This window comes from Bacteroides sp. RCH18 (assembly GCF_058231005.1).
Map to the genome: position 1 here is coordinate 1,559,480 of NZ_JBIPTC010000001.1, position 17,878 is coordinate 1,577,357.

General features: G+C 44.4%; 9 protein-coding genes. All 9 read right to left on the reverse strand.

What is annotated here, in order from left to right; all coding sequences use genetic code 11:
- Positions 1 to 3,072, reverse strand: a complete 3,072-nt coding sequence (locus ACHLI0_RS06305; RefSeq protein WP_490748682.1) for a glycoside hydrolase family 2 TIM barrel-domain containing protein — start codon at positions 3,070 to 3,072, stop codon at positions 1 to 3.
- 26 nt (positions 3,073 to 3,098) lie between these two features.
- A complete protein-coding gene (locus ACHLI0_RS06310) occupies positions 3,099 to 5,429 on the reverse strand; it encodes a glycoside hydrolase family 20 protein (protein ID WP_490748683.1) in 2,331 nt (776 codons plus the stop codon).
- Between the two features lie 15 nt (positions 5,430 to 5,444).
- Positions 5,445 to 7,028: a sulfatase family protein gene (locus ACHLI0_RS06315; RefSeq protein WP_490748685.1), complete on the reverse strand. Its 1,584-nt coding sequence runs from the start codon at positions 7,026 to 7,028 to the stop codon at positions 5,445 to 5,447.
- Between the two features lie 196 nt (positions 7,029 to 7,224).
- Complete coding sequence (locus ACHLI0_RS06320) at positions 7,225 to 9,120, reverse strand: DUF5006 domain-containing protein (RefSeq protein WP_490748686.1); 1,896 nt, start codon at positions 9,118 to 9,120, stop codon at positions 7,225 to 7,227.
- Between the two features lie 30 nt (positions 9,121 to 9,150).
- Positions 9,151 to 10,986, reverse strand: coding sequence for a RagB/SusD family nutrient uptake outer membrane protein (locus ACHLI0_RS06325; RefSeq protein WP_490748687.1), 1,836 nt, complete (start codon positions 10,984 to 10,986; stop codon positions 9,151 to 9,153).
- A gap of 16 nt (positions 10,987 to 11,002) precedes the next feature.
- A complete protein-coding gene (locus ACHLI0_RS06330) occupies positions 11,003 to 14,332 on the reverse strand; it encodes a SusC/RagA family TonB-linked outer membrane protein (protein ID WP_181981961.1) in 3,330 nt (1,109 codons plus the stop codon).
- Between the two features lie 334 nt (positions 14,333 to 14,666).
- On the reverse strand, positions 14,667 to 15,590 hold the full coding sequence (locus ACHLI0_RS06335) for an Rpn family recombination-promoting nuclease/putative transposase (protein WP_225658162.1): 924 nt from the start codon (positions 15,588 to 15,590) through the stop codon (positions 14,667 to 14,669).
- Between the two features lie 71 nt (positions 15,591 to 15,661).
- Complete coding sequence (locus ACHLI0_RS06340; protein ID WP_259020436.1) at positions 15,662 to 16,408, reverse strand: nucleotidyltransferase family protein; 747 nt, start codon at positions 16,406 to 16,408, stop codon at positions 15,662 to 15,664.
- Positions 16,408 to 17,838 carry a RapZ C-terminal domain-containing protein gene (locus ACHLI0_RS06345; protein WP_008762096.1) on the reverse strand — a complete coding sequence of 477 codons (1,431 nt, stop codon included), beginning with the start codon at positions 17,836 to 17,838 and terminating at the stop codon, positions 16,408 to 16,410. Before ACHLI0_RS06345 ends, ACHLI0_RS06340 begins: the two co-directional genes overlap by 1 nt.
- Between the last annotated feature and the right edge of the window lie 40 nt (positions 17,839 to 17,878).

The window sequence follows — 17,878 nt, forward strand, 5'->3', positions numbered from 1 at the left end:
CTATTTTACCGGATAAAGCGTAAATTCAAAACTCTGCTTTTTCACCGGTACCAGATATTGCGGCAATACACCCGGTCCGCAGGTAGCCGTACCTACTCCTGCCTGTTCGGCATCCAGATGTATGGTCATCATTCCGTCACGCTCCAGTTCATTAATGTGGTGCGCCTTCTCTAATAATACATCCGAGAAAGGAATGATACTAAACTGGAAAGGACGATTCGATTCCATAAAGACACCTTCGCCTGCCTGATCCGTCAGTTTCGCCCAGCGTACATCTGTCCGGTTAGCTGTAGATTGCGGGGTAGCGTAATAGTGGAACATCCGTTCTACCGTCGTATCATACAGTCCTATCCTACCGGACTGGTTGCGGTCGATATACGTTTCATGATCGCCACGTCCCAGATAAGATACCTGATCATAAGCATCTGCCATGCGGAAGGTCAGCCCCAGACGAGCCATCGACTTCACAATCGCCGTATCCGGCTGGAAGGTGGTGCGAACCTTCAATGCCCCGTTCTTGTCGAGTGCATAAACAAAATCCGCTATTCCTACTATCTGTCCTTTTCCATTGAGTATCTCAGCACGAACCGTTGCCGATGTCTTTTCCTCTTTCAGTGATACCACTTTCTGTGTCAGGTTGTTCAAACCTGCCTTGCGCCACAGACGGGCTCCGTTCCTATCCCGGTTGTCATTATCCGTAGCCGGACGGAACAGGCTCAAAGTGATTGGTGCAGCCAGCAATTCCTTTCCATTCAAAGTCAGGGAAGAGAGTGCTCCGATGTTTTTGTCCACAACGAAAGCTGTTTCTCCCGCCTTCTGCGGACGGTAAGCCGTCGTATTCTTATTAGCGGCAAGTACAAACTGGTCGTATGCTACTTCCCAGTCGGTATCCACTAGCGGAGCGGCCTCTTTACGGCTCCAGCTTAGGTTCAGATAGGCTTCCCGAACGGTATTCGGGAATTTGACGGCACCCAAAGTAATATCTACCGTAGCGTGCGGTTCACAGTCTACTTCCTTCGTGCCTTCAGCAAGTACGGTTCCATCCTCCCCTTTCACATTCCAATGCAGGATATATTCATTCAGATTAGAAAAGTCATACCAGTTCTTTATGCTGACTTTCAGATTCTTCCGGTCTGCCAAAGTCGCTTTGATGTTCTGATATATTTTCTTCACTTCGAGCAGATGCGGATGCGGTTCACGAACAGCGTTCACCAGACCGTTGCCACAGAAATTACCGAAGCTGGGGATTCCTTCCGGTCCGTAATCGCCCCCGTAAGTCCAGTACCATTTTCCGTCTTTGTCTATTTCACGGAAGTTCTGATCCACCCAGTCCCAAATGCAGCCACCTTGTGCCATCGGCTCATTTTCAAAGACGTCCCAGTATTCTTTCATTCCACCGCAACTATTGCCCATTGCGTGCAGATATTCGCAAAGGATGAAAGGACGGTAAATATCCTTCTTACCCACGTATGCCTTAATTTCGTCCACACTGCGGTACATACGGCAGTAGATGTCCGTATTGTAATTCAGTTCGGCACGTTCATATTGCACGGGACGGCCTTTCTCTACCGATTTCAGCCAGTCGTAAGTACGTTCGAAGTTGATACCGTTGCCGGCTTCATTGCCCAGCGACCAGATCACGATAGCCGGATGATTCTTGGAACGTTCGTACATACGTTGTGTACGGTCCATGTGAGCGGTCAGCCAAGTGCTGTCTTTGGCAAGAGAGGCAGGCCCGTATCCCATACCATGCGATTCGATATTCGCCTCATCAATCATATACAGCCCGTAGCGGTCGCAAAGCTGATACCAGTACGGATGAGTCGGATAATGTGAGTTACGCACCATGTTGATATTATGCTGTTTCATCAGGCGGATATCCTGTTCCATCAGTTCTTTGCTTACGGTACGTCCCAGTTGCGAATGTTCGTGACGGTTCGTTCCTTTCACCAGCACCGGAACACCGTTGATACAGAAACGTCCGTCCTTGATTTCCGAAGTACGGAAACCGACTTCACAACCGGTCAGTTCGGTTACTTTTCCTTGCGCGTCTTTTAGTTCGAGCACCAAGGTATAAAGGTTAGGATGCTCTGCATTCCATGCTTTTACTTCTGCAATCTTCTTCTCATCGAAAGCGATAAAGTTACTCAGTCCACGGGACTTGATGTGAATGGCATCCTGTAATACTGCCTTTCCGGAAGCATCCTTCAGTGTATAAGCGATGGAGCTGGCAGTAGCAGAAGGGCCTTCCACCGTCACTTCCAGATTAAAGATACCTTCTTTGTATTGCTCTTTATCAAGGGAAGCACTTACTTTATAGTCAGCAATATACTGTTTGGGAGTGCTATACAGATAAACATCCCGTTCGATGCCACTCAGACGCCACATATCCTGACATTCCAGATAAGCACCCGAACTCCAGCGATATACTTCCAGAGCCACCACATTCTCTCCTTCACTCAGCACATCGGTAATGTCCCATTCGGCAGCTGTCTTCGATCCCTGATTATAGCCAAGCAACTTTCCGTTCACCCATACATAATAGAAAGAGATCACTCCTTCGCAGCAAAGCACTACCCGACGTCCTTTCCAGGCGGCAGGCACTTTAAACGTGCGGCGATAGGAACCGACTTCGTTCTCGGCAGATGGAACCAACGGCGGATTCTTCTTGAAGTTGAACATCTTGTCGTCAAATTCATAAGTTTCGTTGACATAGATAGCTGTTCCGTATCCCTGCCGTTCCCAGTTGCCGGGAACATTAATATCCGCCCATCCTCCAGTATAATAAGAGGGCTGGTAGAAGTCTTTCGGACGGTTATCCGGGTTCTTCACCCAGTTAAATTTCCACTTCCCGTTCAGACTCATATAATAAGGAGACTGTTCATATCCTCCCGGCTTTTCTATATCGGAAGCGTCGGCGTAAGGCCATACATAGGTATGAGGAGCGAGTTTATTCAGTCCTACCGCATACTGGCTCTGCCACTCCGGCAAAGGCTGTTTCTGAGCCGAAGCGAAGGTAGCAGTCAGTGCTGCCATCAAGATTAAAAACGTTCGTTTCTTTAATTTCATCATTATTATATTGGTTATTTAGTGACTGGTTATTCAATGATCAGTTCATCGAAACAGACTCTTGATTCTTGTCCGGGACGGACATGGTCTGCCGGGCATTCTCCCGCTCCTTCCATTGTCACCCGCACATAACGGGCAACGGTTCCTCTCATATCTATCGATAGGTCTTCGATGAAAGTTCCTTCACGGAATATCTCTGCGGAAGTATATTCCAGTTCATTGATATCCCGATAAGTCGCATTATCGTCCGACACGGCTACCCGGATTGATTTCGGTTTATGCACTCCCATTCCATAGTTAGTGATACAACCGATTGTCAGCGTATTCATCTTCTCTTTTTGCAGCAGATCGACGGTGAAGGAAATACGGTCGCTACTTCCCCAACTGCACCATTCAAAGTCCGTTTGCTTCAGACTTCCCCTGACTCCGTTGTTCAGAACGGCTTCATTCACTTTATTACCCAGCAACGGTTTTGCCGTAGCCTTGTTCCAGTGTACCGGAAGCGTCAGTGTTTTCCCCATCTGCTGTCCATCGGAAAATGTGGCTGCATTGACTGTTTGAGCTTCTTTTACCAACAATGGTTGTTCATAGAGCGGTGAAGCGGCGGTCGGCTCGCTTCCATCCATTGTATAACGGATTTCCACATCCGGACGGACACATTCCAGTTTTACTTTCAGTGCTCCGTCTTCCGGTCTTACGGTATGCTGTATATTGTACATCGAACGGGCATACACTATCCCTTTGGCTGCGAGATGTTCATTAAACGAATCCATTCCTTTCAGGAACGAAGTCCAGTCTTTCTTTTCCGGTTGTGTCCATGCCACTTCCGCCAATGCTGCCAGACGTGGGAATACGAGGTAATCCACATCCTCCGGCTTATTACAGAACTCTGTCCACATACAAGCCTGTACGCCCATCAGCAAATCCGCATATTCCGGTTTCCAGTCTTTCTGAACCGGCTCATAGTCATACACATCTTTCAGCGTATTATTGCCGAAATACGTCAGCGGCTCAAACCACTGCGGCCCTTGATAACGAATCAGGTACATGATACGTGCGGGAGTCATAATGAAGCGATGTCCCTTCTCGGCAGCCTTCAGTGCAGCCTGTCCGTATCCCTGCCACCCCAGAATAATGGCATCGTCCGGCAAAAAGCTACTATTCGTCAGCTCATCCCAGCCTATCACCTCGCGCCCTTTGCTACGTACATATTCGCTCATCCGGTTCATAAAATAACCTTGCAAATCTTCTTCATTGGCAAGCTTCTCCTTTTTCATCCGTGCCTGACACAGCGGGCATTTCTCCCAATAAGTCTTACGGGCTTCATCACCGCCGATATGGATATATCGGGAAGGGAACAAATCCAGAATCTCATCCATCACATCCTGAAGGAAAGTGTAAACGCTGTCGTTTCCGGCACAATAGATGATCTCGGAATTTCGTCCTCCCAAACCGGGGAGCACTCCGATATATTCCTTCACCACCGGACAAGCTAAATGAGGATAAGCTGCCAATGCCGAATTGCTGTGTGCCGGCATATCGATTTCCGGTACCACTTCAATCTGACGTTCAGCGGCATAAGCCACCATTTCCCTTATTTCTTCCTGTGTGTAGAAGCCTCCTACCGGAGTGGGTTCTCCGGGTTCCGGATTCCGCCGGGCAGGAAAAGGCAGGTCCGTACGATCCACTCTCCATGCACCTACTTCCGTTAAACGGGGATATTTCTTGATTTCCACACGCCAGCCGTTATCATCTGTCAGATGAAAGTGAAGCGTGTTTATTTTGAGCATTGCCATACAATCGATAATGCGCAATACATTCTCCTTGGGAATAAAGAAGCGTGACGCATCCAGCAATAACGCACGGTAACCAAAACGCGGTTCGTCCTGAATACTCACTGCCGGAATACTCCATTTTACTTTTTTATCCGACACTTCCTCCTTTTCGATGGATGCCGGAAGCAACTGGCGAATGGTCTGCAAAGCATAAAAGAATCCTTTTGCATCCGATGCTTCGATAATAATTTCTTTCGGAGACACTTGCAGCGTATATGCCTCACTTTTCAAGGTTGCATCCGTCTGGAAACGAACATTTCCCTTTTCCGCATCGCCTACCGTCAGCTGCGGAGTAAAGCCTGCCGTACGGGTAAACAAAGCTATAAAGCTGCGTGCCACTTCCGCCTGCTCCTCGTTCTCTACGGCAAATACCGTTTTACCGGAGAAAAGGTAGTTCCCGCTGCCCGGCACTATTTGCGCCGGGCGTGGAACCAAGGGTATGTCATGTGTCAAGTTAGTATCGCTACATCCGGCTACTATCGAAGACAGAAAGCCTATCAGTAATATTAAAATCGTTCTTGTCATTGTATTATTCGGGGGTTATTCCTTGTCCCTTTCCGGAGAAAAGCGGACGGGGTCATTATATTGTTCCTGTAGTTTCAGCAATTCGTCTTTCAGTTCCTTTACTACCGGTTCATACTCAGCCTCACCGTAGAGGTTGTGCATTTCCGACGGGTCTGCCTGCATATCATACAGTTCCCACCAGTTGATATCATTATAAAAATGAATCAGTTTATAGCGTTCCGTACGTACGCCATAGTGACGTTTCACCATGTGTTCGGCAGGATATTCGTAGAAGTGGTAATACAGAGACTTTCTCCAGTCCTTCGGATGTTCACCCTTCAACAGAGGCAGCAGTGATACTCCGTGGATATCTGCGGGAATCTCCGCTCCTGCCAGTTCAAGGAAGGTAGGTGCATAGTCGATGTTCTGTACCATTTCGGTGATATCTCCCCTGCGGTCGAAACCTTTCGGCAGACGCATGATAAGTGGTGTGCGCATAGATTCTTCATACATGAAACGCTTGTCGAACCAGCCGTGTTCGCCCATGTAGAAGCCCTGATCGGAAGTATAAACTACCAGTGTATTGTCCAGCAAGCCTTTTTCCTTCAGATAGTCGAGCACACGCCCTACGTTATCATCAAGAGACTTCACGGTCTTCATATAGTCGCGCATATAACGCTGGAACTTCCAGTTAGCCAATTCTTTGCCTGTCAGATTCTGTTTGTAGAAATCATCGATAATCGGAGCATAGAACTTATCCCATGCGGCACGCTGTCCTTCGTCCATGCGTCCGAGGAATCTTTCATAAAGTGATCTCAGGCGTGATTTCTCATTCGGACGAAGCATCTTCAGGTCGTAAATCATATCCATGTCCTTCACGATGCTCATTTCCTGAGCAGCCGCAGCAGGGCGACCTTCATAGTCATCGAAGAAATTATCCGGCAACGGGAATGTCTTGTCCTCGTAAAGAGCAAGGTTACAGGTATCCGCCATCCAGTTACGGTGAATCGCCTTGTGATGAATCAGCAGGCAGAACGGTTTCTCCGGATCGCGCTTGTTTTCCATCCAGTCAATAGCGTCATCGGTAATCAGATTCGTGATATATCCGTGCTTCTGGATGGTATCATTATGTTGTGTAATAAAGGCAGGATTATAGTAATCCCCCTGTCCGGGTACTATCTGCCAGTAATTAAATCCGGATGGCAAACTTTCCAGATGCCATTTGCCGACCAGTGCAGTCTGATAACCCACCTTTTGCAGTAACTTCGGGAATGTCTGTTGAGAACTGTCGAATACGCAAGTGGTATTGTCGTAGAATTTATTGGCACAGCTATGCTTACCCGTAATCATACAGGCACGGCTGGGACCGCTTAATGAATTGGCTACAAAACTTTGAGTAAAACGTACGCCATCCGCCGCAATGCGGTCAAGATTCGGAGTTTCCATGTAGCGGGTGTCATAGCAGCTCATCATCTGGGCTGTATGGTCATCTGTCATGATGTAGACGATGTTCAGCGGCTTTTGTTCTGTCGTTTTCTGCTTGTTTGCACAAGATGCAAGGGAGGCAACTGCAGCTACTCCTGCCAAAGAATAGAACAAGTTTGATTGCAGGTTTTCCATAATGATTAATTTATTTAGATTACATGGCAAAGATAGGGAAGATATGTAAAAAGTATGTCTACAAATAGCTAATGTATTTACAATATTCTCTATTTCCGCCCGAATTAGCAATAAATGCCGGAAGTAAATCGCTGTTAAACGATGGCCTTCCGGCATTGGACTTATATCATACTATTGAAAACGGTTCAATATATTTTTAATAGTAGGTATGCGCATTAGGGTTGTGCAGGTTAATACCGGCAGGTTTACTATAATTATCGTTTGAATAAAATCTGATCCAATCGACTTCCATACGAGGTGACTCCTGACTCGTTTTGCTAGCCTCATAACTAATAGAAGCAAATCCTGAATCCCAACCTGCCGGAGGAAGATCCTTATATCCCAATCCCCATGCACTTGGAGCTCCTAATGTCAACAGATAATGGAAGCCCAGAGGATTCTTTTCCAGGTTGAACGGCCATTCGCCGGAAGCGCTGCCCAAATCCGCAGATGTGATTACTTTGGTAGTTTTACCGTTAATACCCATTTTGATTGTATGATCATCAACAATTTCGACCCAATAAATATTCCATTGATCCATCTTGCTGATAGCATTCTGAGTCGTCGGATTTTTATAAGTACCAGTTGCCTGATTACCCATATGTACTGTTTGATGAGCATTATTCTGTCCTGTTATATTTCCCACCGGATTTTCCATCACATCAATTTCACCATATCGTGGCCATGCGCTATATGGATCCGAGACCTGACTTTGCGTATTTCCTTGCAGCCAGATAGCGGCATTAAAACCATTCTTATTACCACGGATACGGGCGCGAGTCTCAATTCGGGTTCCCACTCCTATCCAGGTATGTTGCGGTGCATATCCTTGATTCATATTAAATTTACCGGAGAAACAAGCAGAGAATCCATACTCTTTTTGTCCGGCACCTCCTCCTGTAGCATTTATTTTCTCTTTCACTGCCCACATTTTCAAGTAACCTTCATCTGTTACATCTGTATACCGATCGTTATTGACGGCCATATATTTCTGTACCATCGCTGTATTCTGAGCCCCAAATCCTAGTACAGGACATACTCCGTTAGCATTTTTAGCCGTACGGCATTGACCATTGATTGCATGGAATTCCATTGAATTCACAAACTTCCACCCTTCAGCAGCCAGCGCTTCATTGGGATGAGGGGTTCCTGCCTTCATAGCCAGCGCCTTTTTATCTCCCCACCATGTTTTAAAGGCTTTTGCATTCTTTTCCGAATAGAATGGTTCATCAGGTGATGTATACACGTAACGTTCATCTTCCAGCTCCGAGCCAAGAGGAGTATCAATATCCTGTTTCGTAATCTCCATCTTCTCTGCCAACAAAGGATGATGCTCGGAATCGGTTGTAAATGTTAAAGTCAGTTTGGTATCTCCAAAAGGATAACCATCTGTCAACATCGTTACCGGATCACTATCTACAGAGAGTTCCCCAGCAGGAATAGTCAGAGTGGACGGAAGATTTTCATAAAGGTCAGCCTCACCTGCTCCCGGAGTAATACTAACTACTATATCTTCTTTAGCAGGTACATCTACTTTCATTTGTAAAATAAATGTATCCCCCTCTTTCACCACCAAGTCCGAGTTGCCCTTGATAGAAACCGCTGTACGATAATAATCAGAAACCTTAATAGCCTGTTCAGATCCATCCATCTTATACCCACGGGCAAAAGCAGTGAGCTTCATTAAGACAGATTCCGTAATACCTGAAGATTTTACCGGAACAGAAACTTCTAATGTTTTCTCTCCTTCCGGGAAAGTTACCATTTCCGGAAAGTTATTGAATAAAGTTTTTGATACATCCGTGGAACCATCAGTTGCTGTCAGATAAATATCAAATTCTTCATTGGTAGCTATCCCTGCTCCCTGTTCGTCTTTTACACTGAAAGTCATAGTCAGTGTTTCGCCCATTACCAGTGTGTTACTCTCCAATGCCAGCGTCAATGGTACCGGTTTGGGAAGCGGAGATACCTGATCGCCGTCTTTACACCCAGCCAGAGTTATAGCCCATATTCCCAAAGGTAAACATGCGTATAGTATATTTCTTATCTTCATTGTTTTATACTTTAATATGTCCTACTATTATTACTTCGTTTTTGTCCATCCCGGGTTTTGTTTCAACTGCTTATTCAGTTCAAGTTCATCCGGCGGTATAGGCAATAAATAATCACGGTCCGGCTGGAATTGATATCCTTGTGGCAAATAATCTTTCAACGGATCCATCCAACCACTATCATTGGTAGAAACCAGTCCCAACGATTCTTGTGCTTTGGGTGAGAAACTTTTATAAAGAACTCCATCAGTTCCCAGATAAGCTCCCAAGCCTCGTTGCCCTTTTATCAGCTTATGACCGGCCCAACGCATCAGGTCATCCTGACGAAAGCCCTGGAAAGCCAGTTCGGCACGTCTTTCCCGACGGATTTCCTGCATAACAGGAGTCAGAGAGTAACCAAAGGAAGTAAAGTTAGGGTCAATCTGAGAAGGACGTATATAAGTAACACCCGCACGTTCACGCAAAGGTTTTAATGTCTTATTCAAGACATCATCGTTACAAAGATTCAATTCTTCCGCAGCTTCCGCATAAGCCAGTAACGCCTCCGAATAGCGAAATAATATAATTGCCATATGGCTGCCTCCTTCTACAAACGTAGTGTCAATACCCAAGCGAATATGAAATCCGGTAATATTCTTACCGTTACCGTCTCCATTCAGATTAGGAGAAGAAATATCCTTATTCTTCTCTTTTATTTCCTCATCTGTTCCTGTATTATCATAAGCTCTCACATTCATCGGTTTAGAACCTTTCGCTGTAGAACGGAACTTCGCTCCTGTATTCATGACCGACTGAAGCAAACGAGGATCACGTTTTTCAAAAGTCACATTAAAGTCCTTATATTTCTCATCATTCGGATTGATAAACGTACCATCCGCATTCAGATAATTATCAACCAGCGATTTTGATACACCTGCCGGGCCATCGTTATCCACAACTCCACCACCAAGCAATCCACCTAAACCGTGGAACACACCATCGCCGGCATATTTCTTCCAGAATACAGCTTCAGTAATCTTAGAAAGATCATCCTTATTGAACAAATGAGCAAATGCATCACCTGGATTTACAGCTTCATTATCCGTAGCATCCGTATTCAGGCTCAACCCTGCTTTGAAAAGTTCGTCTCCCCATTTCATTACTTCCCTAAAGAAGTAGTCTGAGTTATCAGTTTCAGAAAATTCCGTCCCTTTATGATACTTTTCCCAGGACCCTTCATACAAAGCTACCCGCATTGCCAATATCATGGCTGCTTCTTTGCTGATACGCAAACCACTGTATTTACTTCGCGACTGAAGCATTCCTTCTGAAGCTGTCTTCAAATCTTCCAATATAAATTTAGCCACATCCGAACGTGATGCAGGAGGAATCTGCAAACCGGCTACTGTTGCATTCTCATCCCACAACCGATCCATTAAAGGGATATCTCCGAAACGAGTCAACAAGTAGAAATGCCAGTACGCACGCAGGAAATATGCTTCCCCTTTCAAAGAAAGAACATCTTCTGTTTCCTCGTTCTCCGGAACACAATAATAATAAAAGAAGTAATTTACATTACGCAAATTCTGATATCCCTTCTGCCATTCAGACGAACCACTGAAAGCATTGTATTCTCCATTCAGACGCAGGTCATACTTTTCGGCAAGAATATTGTCACTGTTCTTTTCTTCACCTCTCACTCCCATACCATATTGAGAAGGAGCAGGAAGCGCCATATACAAGCCGTTAATGTAATTTTCCACCTGAGCACGGCTACATAAGTATTCTTCATTATTAGGTTCCGTCAATGGTTTTCTGTCCAGGAAGTCCGAACAAGCAGACAACATTACCCCAATGAAGGCTGTTAACAATATATATTTCTTTTTCATGTCTTTTCCTCTCTAATTAAAATGTAAAATCAAGTCCAAATACAAAGTTCCGGTTCATCGGATACACTTTACCGTTACCATTTTCTTTAGCCGGAGAAGTCAGTCCCGGTGCAGATTCATTGCTACCGCCTGCCCAGGTATTCACCTGATTCAAGGTTTCAGGATCAAACTGCTTGGGCAACTTTGTTATCGTAAATAAGTTGTCACACGTGAAATATACTTTTAGATTTTCCAGCCCTATGTTACGAAGCATTCTCTTATTAAAAGTATAAGATACCATCAGATTCTTCATACGCATATAAGCCGCATTCACCAAATATCGGGAAGTATTATAAGCAGAGTTGGCCTGAAAATCCGGTTTATTGAACTCAGTAAGTCTAGGCAGATAACCATTCGGTTGATCAGCACTAAAATAATCAAGATGTTCTTTAAAGAAGTTCTTTCCTCCGAAAAGGTAAGTACTTCCAGCCAGCGGGAAATCTCTTTTGGCAACCCCCTGGAACAAGGTGGACACTTCAAATCCTTTATAACCCACATTCAAATTAATACCGAAAGAATATTTAGGAGTTGCATTACCAATAACCCGCAAGTCACCATGATCGCTTAATGTTCCTTTACCCGGATCTACTTTACCATCGCCATCTACATCAAGATATTTCAAATCACCGCGTTGCCACTGGCTATCCGGTTTGAAGAAGCTAAGATCCACTGTTCTTAGATAATCATCAATTTCGCGGTTGCTCATAAATAAGTCATCAGCACGATATCCCCAGATTTCACCAATATCCATACCTTCATAATATCCTTTGTTTGATGGCAACCCAGTATGGTTATTAAAGATGAGTCCTTCCGGGTTGTTATATTTGGTAACAACAGCTTTGTAATTGAATAGATTAAAACCTACACCATAGCTGAAACCACACTTCAACTGGTCATGCCAATTGACAGAAAGCTCCCAACCACGATTTCGTAAAGTTGCATTGTTTACTTTGGCACGATCGGCATTTGCAATACCTCCGATAGATGGAATAGCCTCTGCCGGTCCGATCATATCACGTGTGGTACGCTGATAGATATCTGCCGTAATAGAAAGACGATTATCCAGCAACATCAAATCGAAACCTAAGTTGGCATTATCCACCTTTTCCCAAGTGATATAAGGACTGACCATTTTCGGAGTTTTGGCTATCGTACCTTGAGTAGGTGTAGAACTGATACCCGGAAGCAACCAGGCATTAGGGTCAGCCGCCACAAGTGGCATCACTCCGATATAGTCATAATATCCGGCTCCGTTCTGATTGCCCAGACGACCATAAGAGACACGTACTTTCAACTGAGAGAATGGTAATTCCAATTTTTGGAAGTAATCTGTACGTGCAATATCATACCCAGCAGAGAAAGAAGGGAAAAATCCCCAACGATGCCCCGGAGCAAAACGGGAAGAGCCGTCATATCGCCCACTAACTTCAAGGAAATACACATTCTGATAATTCCAGTTCATACGGGCATAAGCACCCATTGTAGCCCAATGCGTACGATTATCACCGGCATAAAGAGTTCCATTGGCATTGGCAAATGAAAATATATCATCACTTAACATTCCATCTTTATAGGTATATCCATCAGAGTTTTCCTGCACTTCCATCTGGAATCCTGCCATTGCTTTGAAAAAATGTTCTCCCCATTGATGCGTATAAGAAGAAGATACGTTCGGGGAAAGATAATAATTGAAGGCATCCCCGCGGGTATATGAACCCCATGTAGAGTTTTTCCAGTGCATTCCCGGATATTGATAGCCCTGCGTATTGCCAGTCACGGTGTACAATTGTTTATTGGGGTTTTCATAAATAGGAGTTCCCCGTTCGAAGCTGTTCTTCTCCACATCCAGACGGACTTTCATTTCACCGACAATATCCCATCCCTCCAATGGAGTAATAACAGCAGAAAAAGACATAGCATCCGAAATACGATTCTGATTGTAACGGGATTGCTTCATACGCAAGAATTCATTCCAATCCGGAAGATTATATTCCGAATCAACAGGAAGAACTGTCGGACGATTAGGAAAAGCATTACCTACTGTACCATAAAAAATAGTCTGATTAGCCAACGGACGCTTGATTATGTTCAGAGTCATATTATTATTGAAATTGAATTTCAACCATTCATTCGCCGTTATCTGAAATTTAGTATTTATATTATATTTACTCAAATTATCCTCTACCTGATCCAGCAAACCTTCCTGATAGGTATATCCCATACCAATGTAATAGTTGAATTTATCAGAACCTCCTGTTATATTCAAGTTATGAGAATGGCGGATAGCAGATTTCTTAAAATAATAATCAAACCAATCAGTATTGGCATATACCGCATCCTGAGAACCGGCCCATCCTGTTCCCTGCTGATTAGGTTCTACACCCGGAAATTCTGCTGAATAAGGATTAGCCATAAAACCTTTCATCTTCTCGATCAGCTGATCAGAAAAAAGACGCTTCACACCCATGTTATCATTACGTTCATTTACATAATGAGCAAACTCCAGGGAGTTCATCATTTCAGGCATATTAATAGGAGAACTGAAGCCGACTGTTCCACGGTAAGTAATACGTGTCTTTTCCTTCTTACCGCTTTTTGTTGTCACCAATACCACACCATAAGCTGCACGAGCACCGTAAACAGCAGACGCAGAAGCATCCTTCAGTACACTGATACTGGCAATATCGGCAGGATTCACATTCTGCATACTCTGTTCTACACCGTCCACCAGTACATAAGGTTCACCACCATTAATAGAACCGATACCACGAATATTAAATTTAATCTCTGCTCCCGTTTCACCACCGACACCACTCGCCGTAGCATCAGAAGCGAAATTCAAACCTGCCACATTACCTTGTAGCGCACTGGTCAAATCGGTTACAGGACGGTTAACAATAGCTTTCTCATTGACAGTAGCTACAGCAGCCGTAATGGTATTACGTTTTTGCTTATCCATACCTACTACAACGACTTCATCAAGTACTTTTGAATCTTCTTTCAGCACAAAACGATTACCTTCCAGTTTTGTCACCTTTACTTCGAGCGGAGAAAAACCGACATAAGAGATAGTCAATGTGTTTCCAACTTTTCCTTTTATAGAGAAATTCCCGTCAATGTCGGTTATAGCACCTTCTTGCGTTCCTTTCAACATGACCGTGGCTCCGATAACTGTGTCGCCTTTATCATCCACCACTTGTCCTTTAATCATTTGTTGCTGCGCAAACGCTCCTGAAGGAAATAAAAGGAGGAGCATCAGAAGAACAACAAAGTAGCTTTGTTTTTTCATAAGCTTCTTTTTTTTCATAATACTACAATTTAATAATTAAAGATACTAATTTATTAGCTAACAAAAATAAATCCCAATACAATTAAGATTCGAAAGTTCTCACCAACTCATTTAAATAGGTAGGACTTTCGGCAACAAAAATAGGCACAAGCCCGAAAAGCGATGTTCTAAATTCACTATTTCGCCTCCAATTTTGTCTAAAATAGTCCATTTCACCGCATTTTTCATGGTGACAGACATTATCAGACAACTTTTGAGACAAAAGAAGAAAGGCGGTAATATTCATTTCCGAATATCTCCGCCTTTCTTCTTTGTAAATTATATACCTAAATATATTGGCTATTGTTTTGAATTAAATTTTCTTTACTTCATCAACTGTCAATCCGGAAGATTTAACGATCACCTCTACAGGGATTCCTGCCTTTTTCAAATTACGGGCAATCTGGATCCGGGCCTCTCTTTCTCCTTCTGCACGACCTTCCGCAATACCCTCAGCACGTCCTTCCGCACGACCTTCGGCACGTTCTGTGAAAATGTTATCTCTCAAAATCACAATATTATCCAAATGCCGGTAATACGCATTCAATTCTTCCTTCGTCATCCGGTCAAGTTTCAGCCTTTGGCGGGCTTCATTCAGTCCAGGAGCTGTAGCAGTATCCGGAATATCTCCTGTATTCAAATAATAAATCCATTCTTCAAGAGGACTTTTGGCTATCTGGTTAAAATCATTCACCTTCAATATATAGTACTCCGGATATAACTGGCTTACGCTATCCACTTTGAAGGTCTGTTTTTGAAAAGGAGTCAGTTCCAGAATATCCCCTTGATGGATGCCACGAAACTCCGTTTTACCATGATAAACAAGATCCTTGCCGCAGCCTAAAGAGAAATATACGATATTGACACTGTATACTTTACGGACTTGGTCATACCCTTCTCCACGATTGATATATTCGGTTACTAACTTAGAAGCTCCGAAAAGCATACGTTGAAAATAGGCGTATTCATTATTATTCTGAACTTCAATCAAAATCAGTTCACCTTTAGAATTCTCAGCAAGCATATCCACACGGTTATACTTATCGAACTCATCTTCCTGATTACTTTCACTTTCCAATAACTTCTGAATCAAGATTGTTTCACCCAGAAGAGTAGTCAAAAGGCCTTCGAGTACGGCGAAATTGGCTTTATTACGCAAAAGGCGTTTCATCGCCCAATCGAAACGAATATAATTACTTGGCATAGGTTCGTCTCCTTTCTCTGTTTCTATTTTCATAATAACAAAGGTACACGAAATATGTTAGATTCCAAAGCAATATGTTTATATTCACAAGCGTTTCTTTTCTATCATCCTAATCTTTTCACAAACTCTTCCGCCCGTGCCAACGTCTCCGGCTTGCCGATATCAATCAGTTCCAGCTTTTCCGTAAGATAACCGCAATAATCCGTTTGCCCGCAGGTAGCCAGATAAAAGTCCATAATAGAGAACTTGCCTTCCCAGCACGGCACTTCCATCAACTGGAAGACAGCAGGCGAAAAAACATGGATACCGCTAAAGGCATACTCTCTATACAGCGACTCATCATATAGGAAACCTTCGGGCCTCACCAGTCCCGTATCTTTGTTGATCCATCCTCGCAATCTTCGTTCCACATCAAAAAGCAGATAACGGGAAGTTTTACGGCGACTGGCGAGCAAGGTAGCTACACTTCCGTTCCGCAAATGAAAGTCATACAGTTCTTTCAGATTCATATCCGAAAGAATATCCACATTATGCACAAGGAAGGGTTCATCGGAATTTTCAAAGAATCGACGGGCTTTTCTGATTCCTCCCCCCGTATCGAGCAGCAGGTCCCGTTCGTCGGAAATATGCAACGTCAGTCCGAAATCATTGTTAGCTTTCAGAAAATCAATAATCTGCTCACCGAAATGATGGATATTAATCACTATTTCGGTAAAACCGGAAGCTTTCAGTTTCAAAATCACATGCTCCAGCATCGGACGTCCGGCCACGGGAACAAGGGCTTTGGGCATCGTATCGGTCAGTGGTTTCAGCCGGCTGCCCAACCCGGCTGCAAATATCATTGCTTTCATTACACAGTTGCCTCAAAAGTACGTTCTATATTCTGTTCGCGGTGCACCAGCTCCACTTTCACGCCAAATTTGCGGTTCAGGTGCTCTGCCAGATGCTGCGCCGAATAAACCGAACGATGTTGCCCTCCGGTACAGCCGAAGCAAACGGACAAATTACTGAAGCCACGTTCCATATATCGCTTCACCGAAGCATCTACCAACGCATAGACAGAGTCGAGGAAACGGAGAATTTCACCATCTTCTTCGAGAAAACTGATCACCGGTTCGTCCAGTCCCGTGAAAGGTTTGTAGCGTTCGTACTTACCGGGATTGTTCACGGCACGGCAGTCAAAGACATAACCGCCGCCATTACCGGTAGGATCATCGGGAATCCCTTTCTTATAAGCAAAACTCATCACTTTGACGGTAAGCTGCCGTTTCTTGAGATCGTCGGTGAATTGCTTGAGTTCGGTAAGTTCGCGTAGCACATTGCAAAGATACGGGTATTCAGGGTACGCTTCTTTGAGCAAGTCACGCAGGTTCTGGATAGCAAAAGGAACACTCTGGATAAAATGAGGTTTCTTCTCAAAATACCCCCTGAAACCGTAAGCTCCGAGCACTTGCAACGTGCGGAAAAGAACAAAATGACGAAGCTGACTATAGAAATAGGGCTCGTCGATAGGCTGATATTTGCGCAGGGCATCGATATACTCCTTCAGCAATTCCTGACGGAGACTATCGGGATACTTCGCCTTTGCCTGCCACAGGAAAGAAGCGACATCATAATAGAACGGCCCTTTTCGTCCGCCCTGAAAGTCGATAAACCACGGCTCACCGTCTTTGATCATCACATTGCGGCTCTGAAAATCGCGGTACATAAAAGTAGCGGAAGAACTGCGCAGCAGCACATCACTCATCTTCTGAAAGTCGTCCTCCAGTTTATCTTCCTGAAATTCCATGCCGGTAGCCTTAAGGAAACAATATTTGAAGTAATTCAAATCCCAAAGGATAGAACGCTGATTGAACTCCGGCTGCGGATAGCAACGGGAAAAGTCGAAGCCGTCGGCTCCGGCAAACTGTATGGCAGGAAGCAAACGGACCGTCTTGCGGAGCAACTCTTTTTCCTCTTCGGAAAATACGCTGGTAGCACGTCCTTTCTCGATTGCATGAAACAAAAGGGTATCTCCCAAATCTTCCTGAAGATAGTAACTCTTATTTTCGGAAACGATATGAACTTCGGGTACAGGCAGGCCGGACTTGCGGAAATGGGCTGCCATATAAAGGAAAGCATCATTCTCCTCGACAGACGTGCCACATACGCCGATCAGGGTTTTCGCACCTGTCAGCCGGAAGTAGCGGCGGTTGGAACCGGAAGATGGTAATTCTGTTATATTCTCTGCGGGAACTCCCGTATATTCCTGATATAGTTTCTGTAGTTCTTCGGTAATCATAGTCGTACATTTTCGAGCAAAGATAAAGATTATAGATAAA

Excerpts from the sequence above, each read along its gene's own strand:
- ACHLI0_RS06305 (WP_490748682.1), bottom strand. The coding sequence starts at position 3,072 with ATGATGAAATTAAAGAAACGAACGTTTTTAATCTTGATGGCAGCACTG.
- ACHLI0_RS06310 (WP_490748683.1), bottom strand. The coding sequence starts at position 5,429 with ATGACAAGAACGATTTTAATATTACTGATAGGCTTTCTGTCTTCGATA.
- ACHLI0_RS06315 (WP_490748685.1), bottom strand. The coding sequence starts at position 7,028 with ATGGAAAACCTGCAATCAAACTTGTTCTATTCTTTGGCAGGAGTAGCT.
- ACHLI0_RS06320 (WP_490748686.1), bottom strand. The coding sequence starts at position 9,120 with ATGAAGATAAGAAATATACTATACGCATGTTTACCTTTGGGAATATGG.
- ACHLI0_RS06325 (WP_490748687.1), bottom strand. The coding sequence starts at position 10,986 with ATGAAAAAGAAATATATATTGTTAACAGCCTTCATTGGGGTAATGTTG.
- ACHLI0_RS06330 (WP_181981961.1), bottom strand. The coding sequence starts at position 14,332 with ATGAAAAAAAAGAAGCTTATGAAAAAACAAAGCTACTTTGTTGTTCTT.
- ACHLI0_RS06335 (WP_225658162.1), bottom strand. The coding sequence starts at position 15,590 with ATGAAAATAGAAACAGAGAAAGGAGACGAACCTATGCCAAGTAATTAT.
- ACHLI0_RS06340 (WP_259020436.1), bottom strand. The coding sequence starts at position 16,408 with ATGAAAGCAATGATATTTGCAGCCGGGTTGGGCAGCCGGCTGAAACCA.
- ACHLI0_RS06345 (WP_008762096.1), bottom strand. The coding sequence starts at position 17,838 with ATGATTACCGAAGAACTACAGAAACTATATCAGGAATATACGGGAGTT.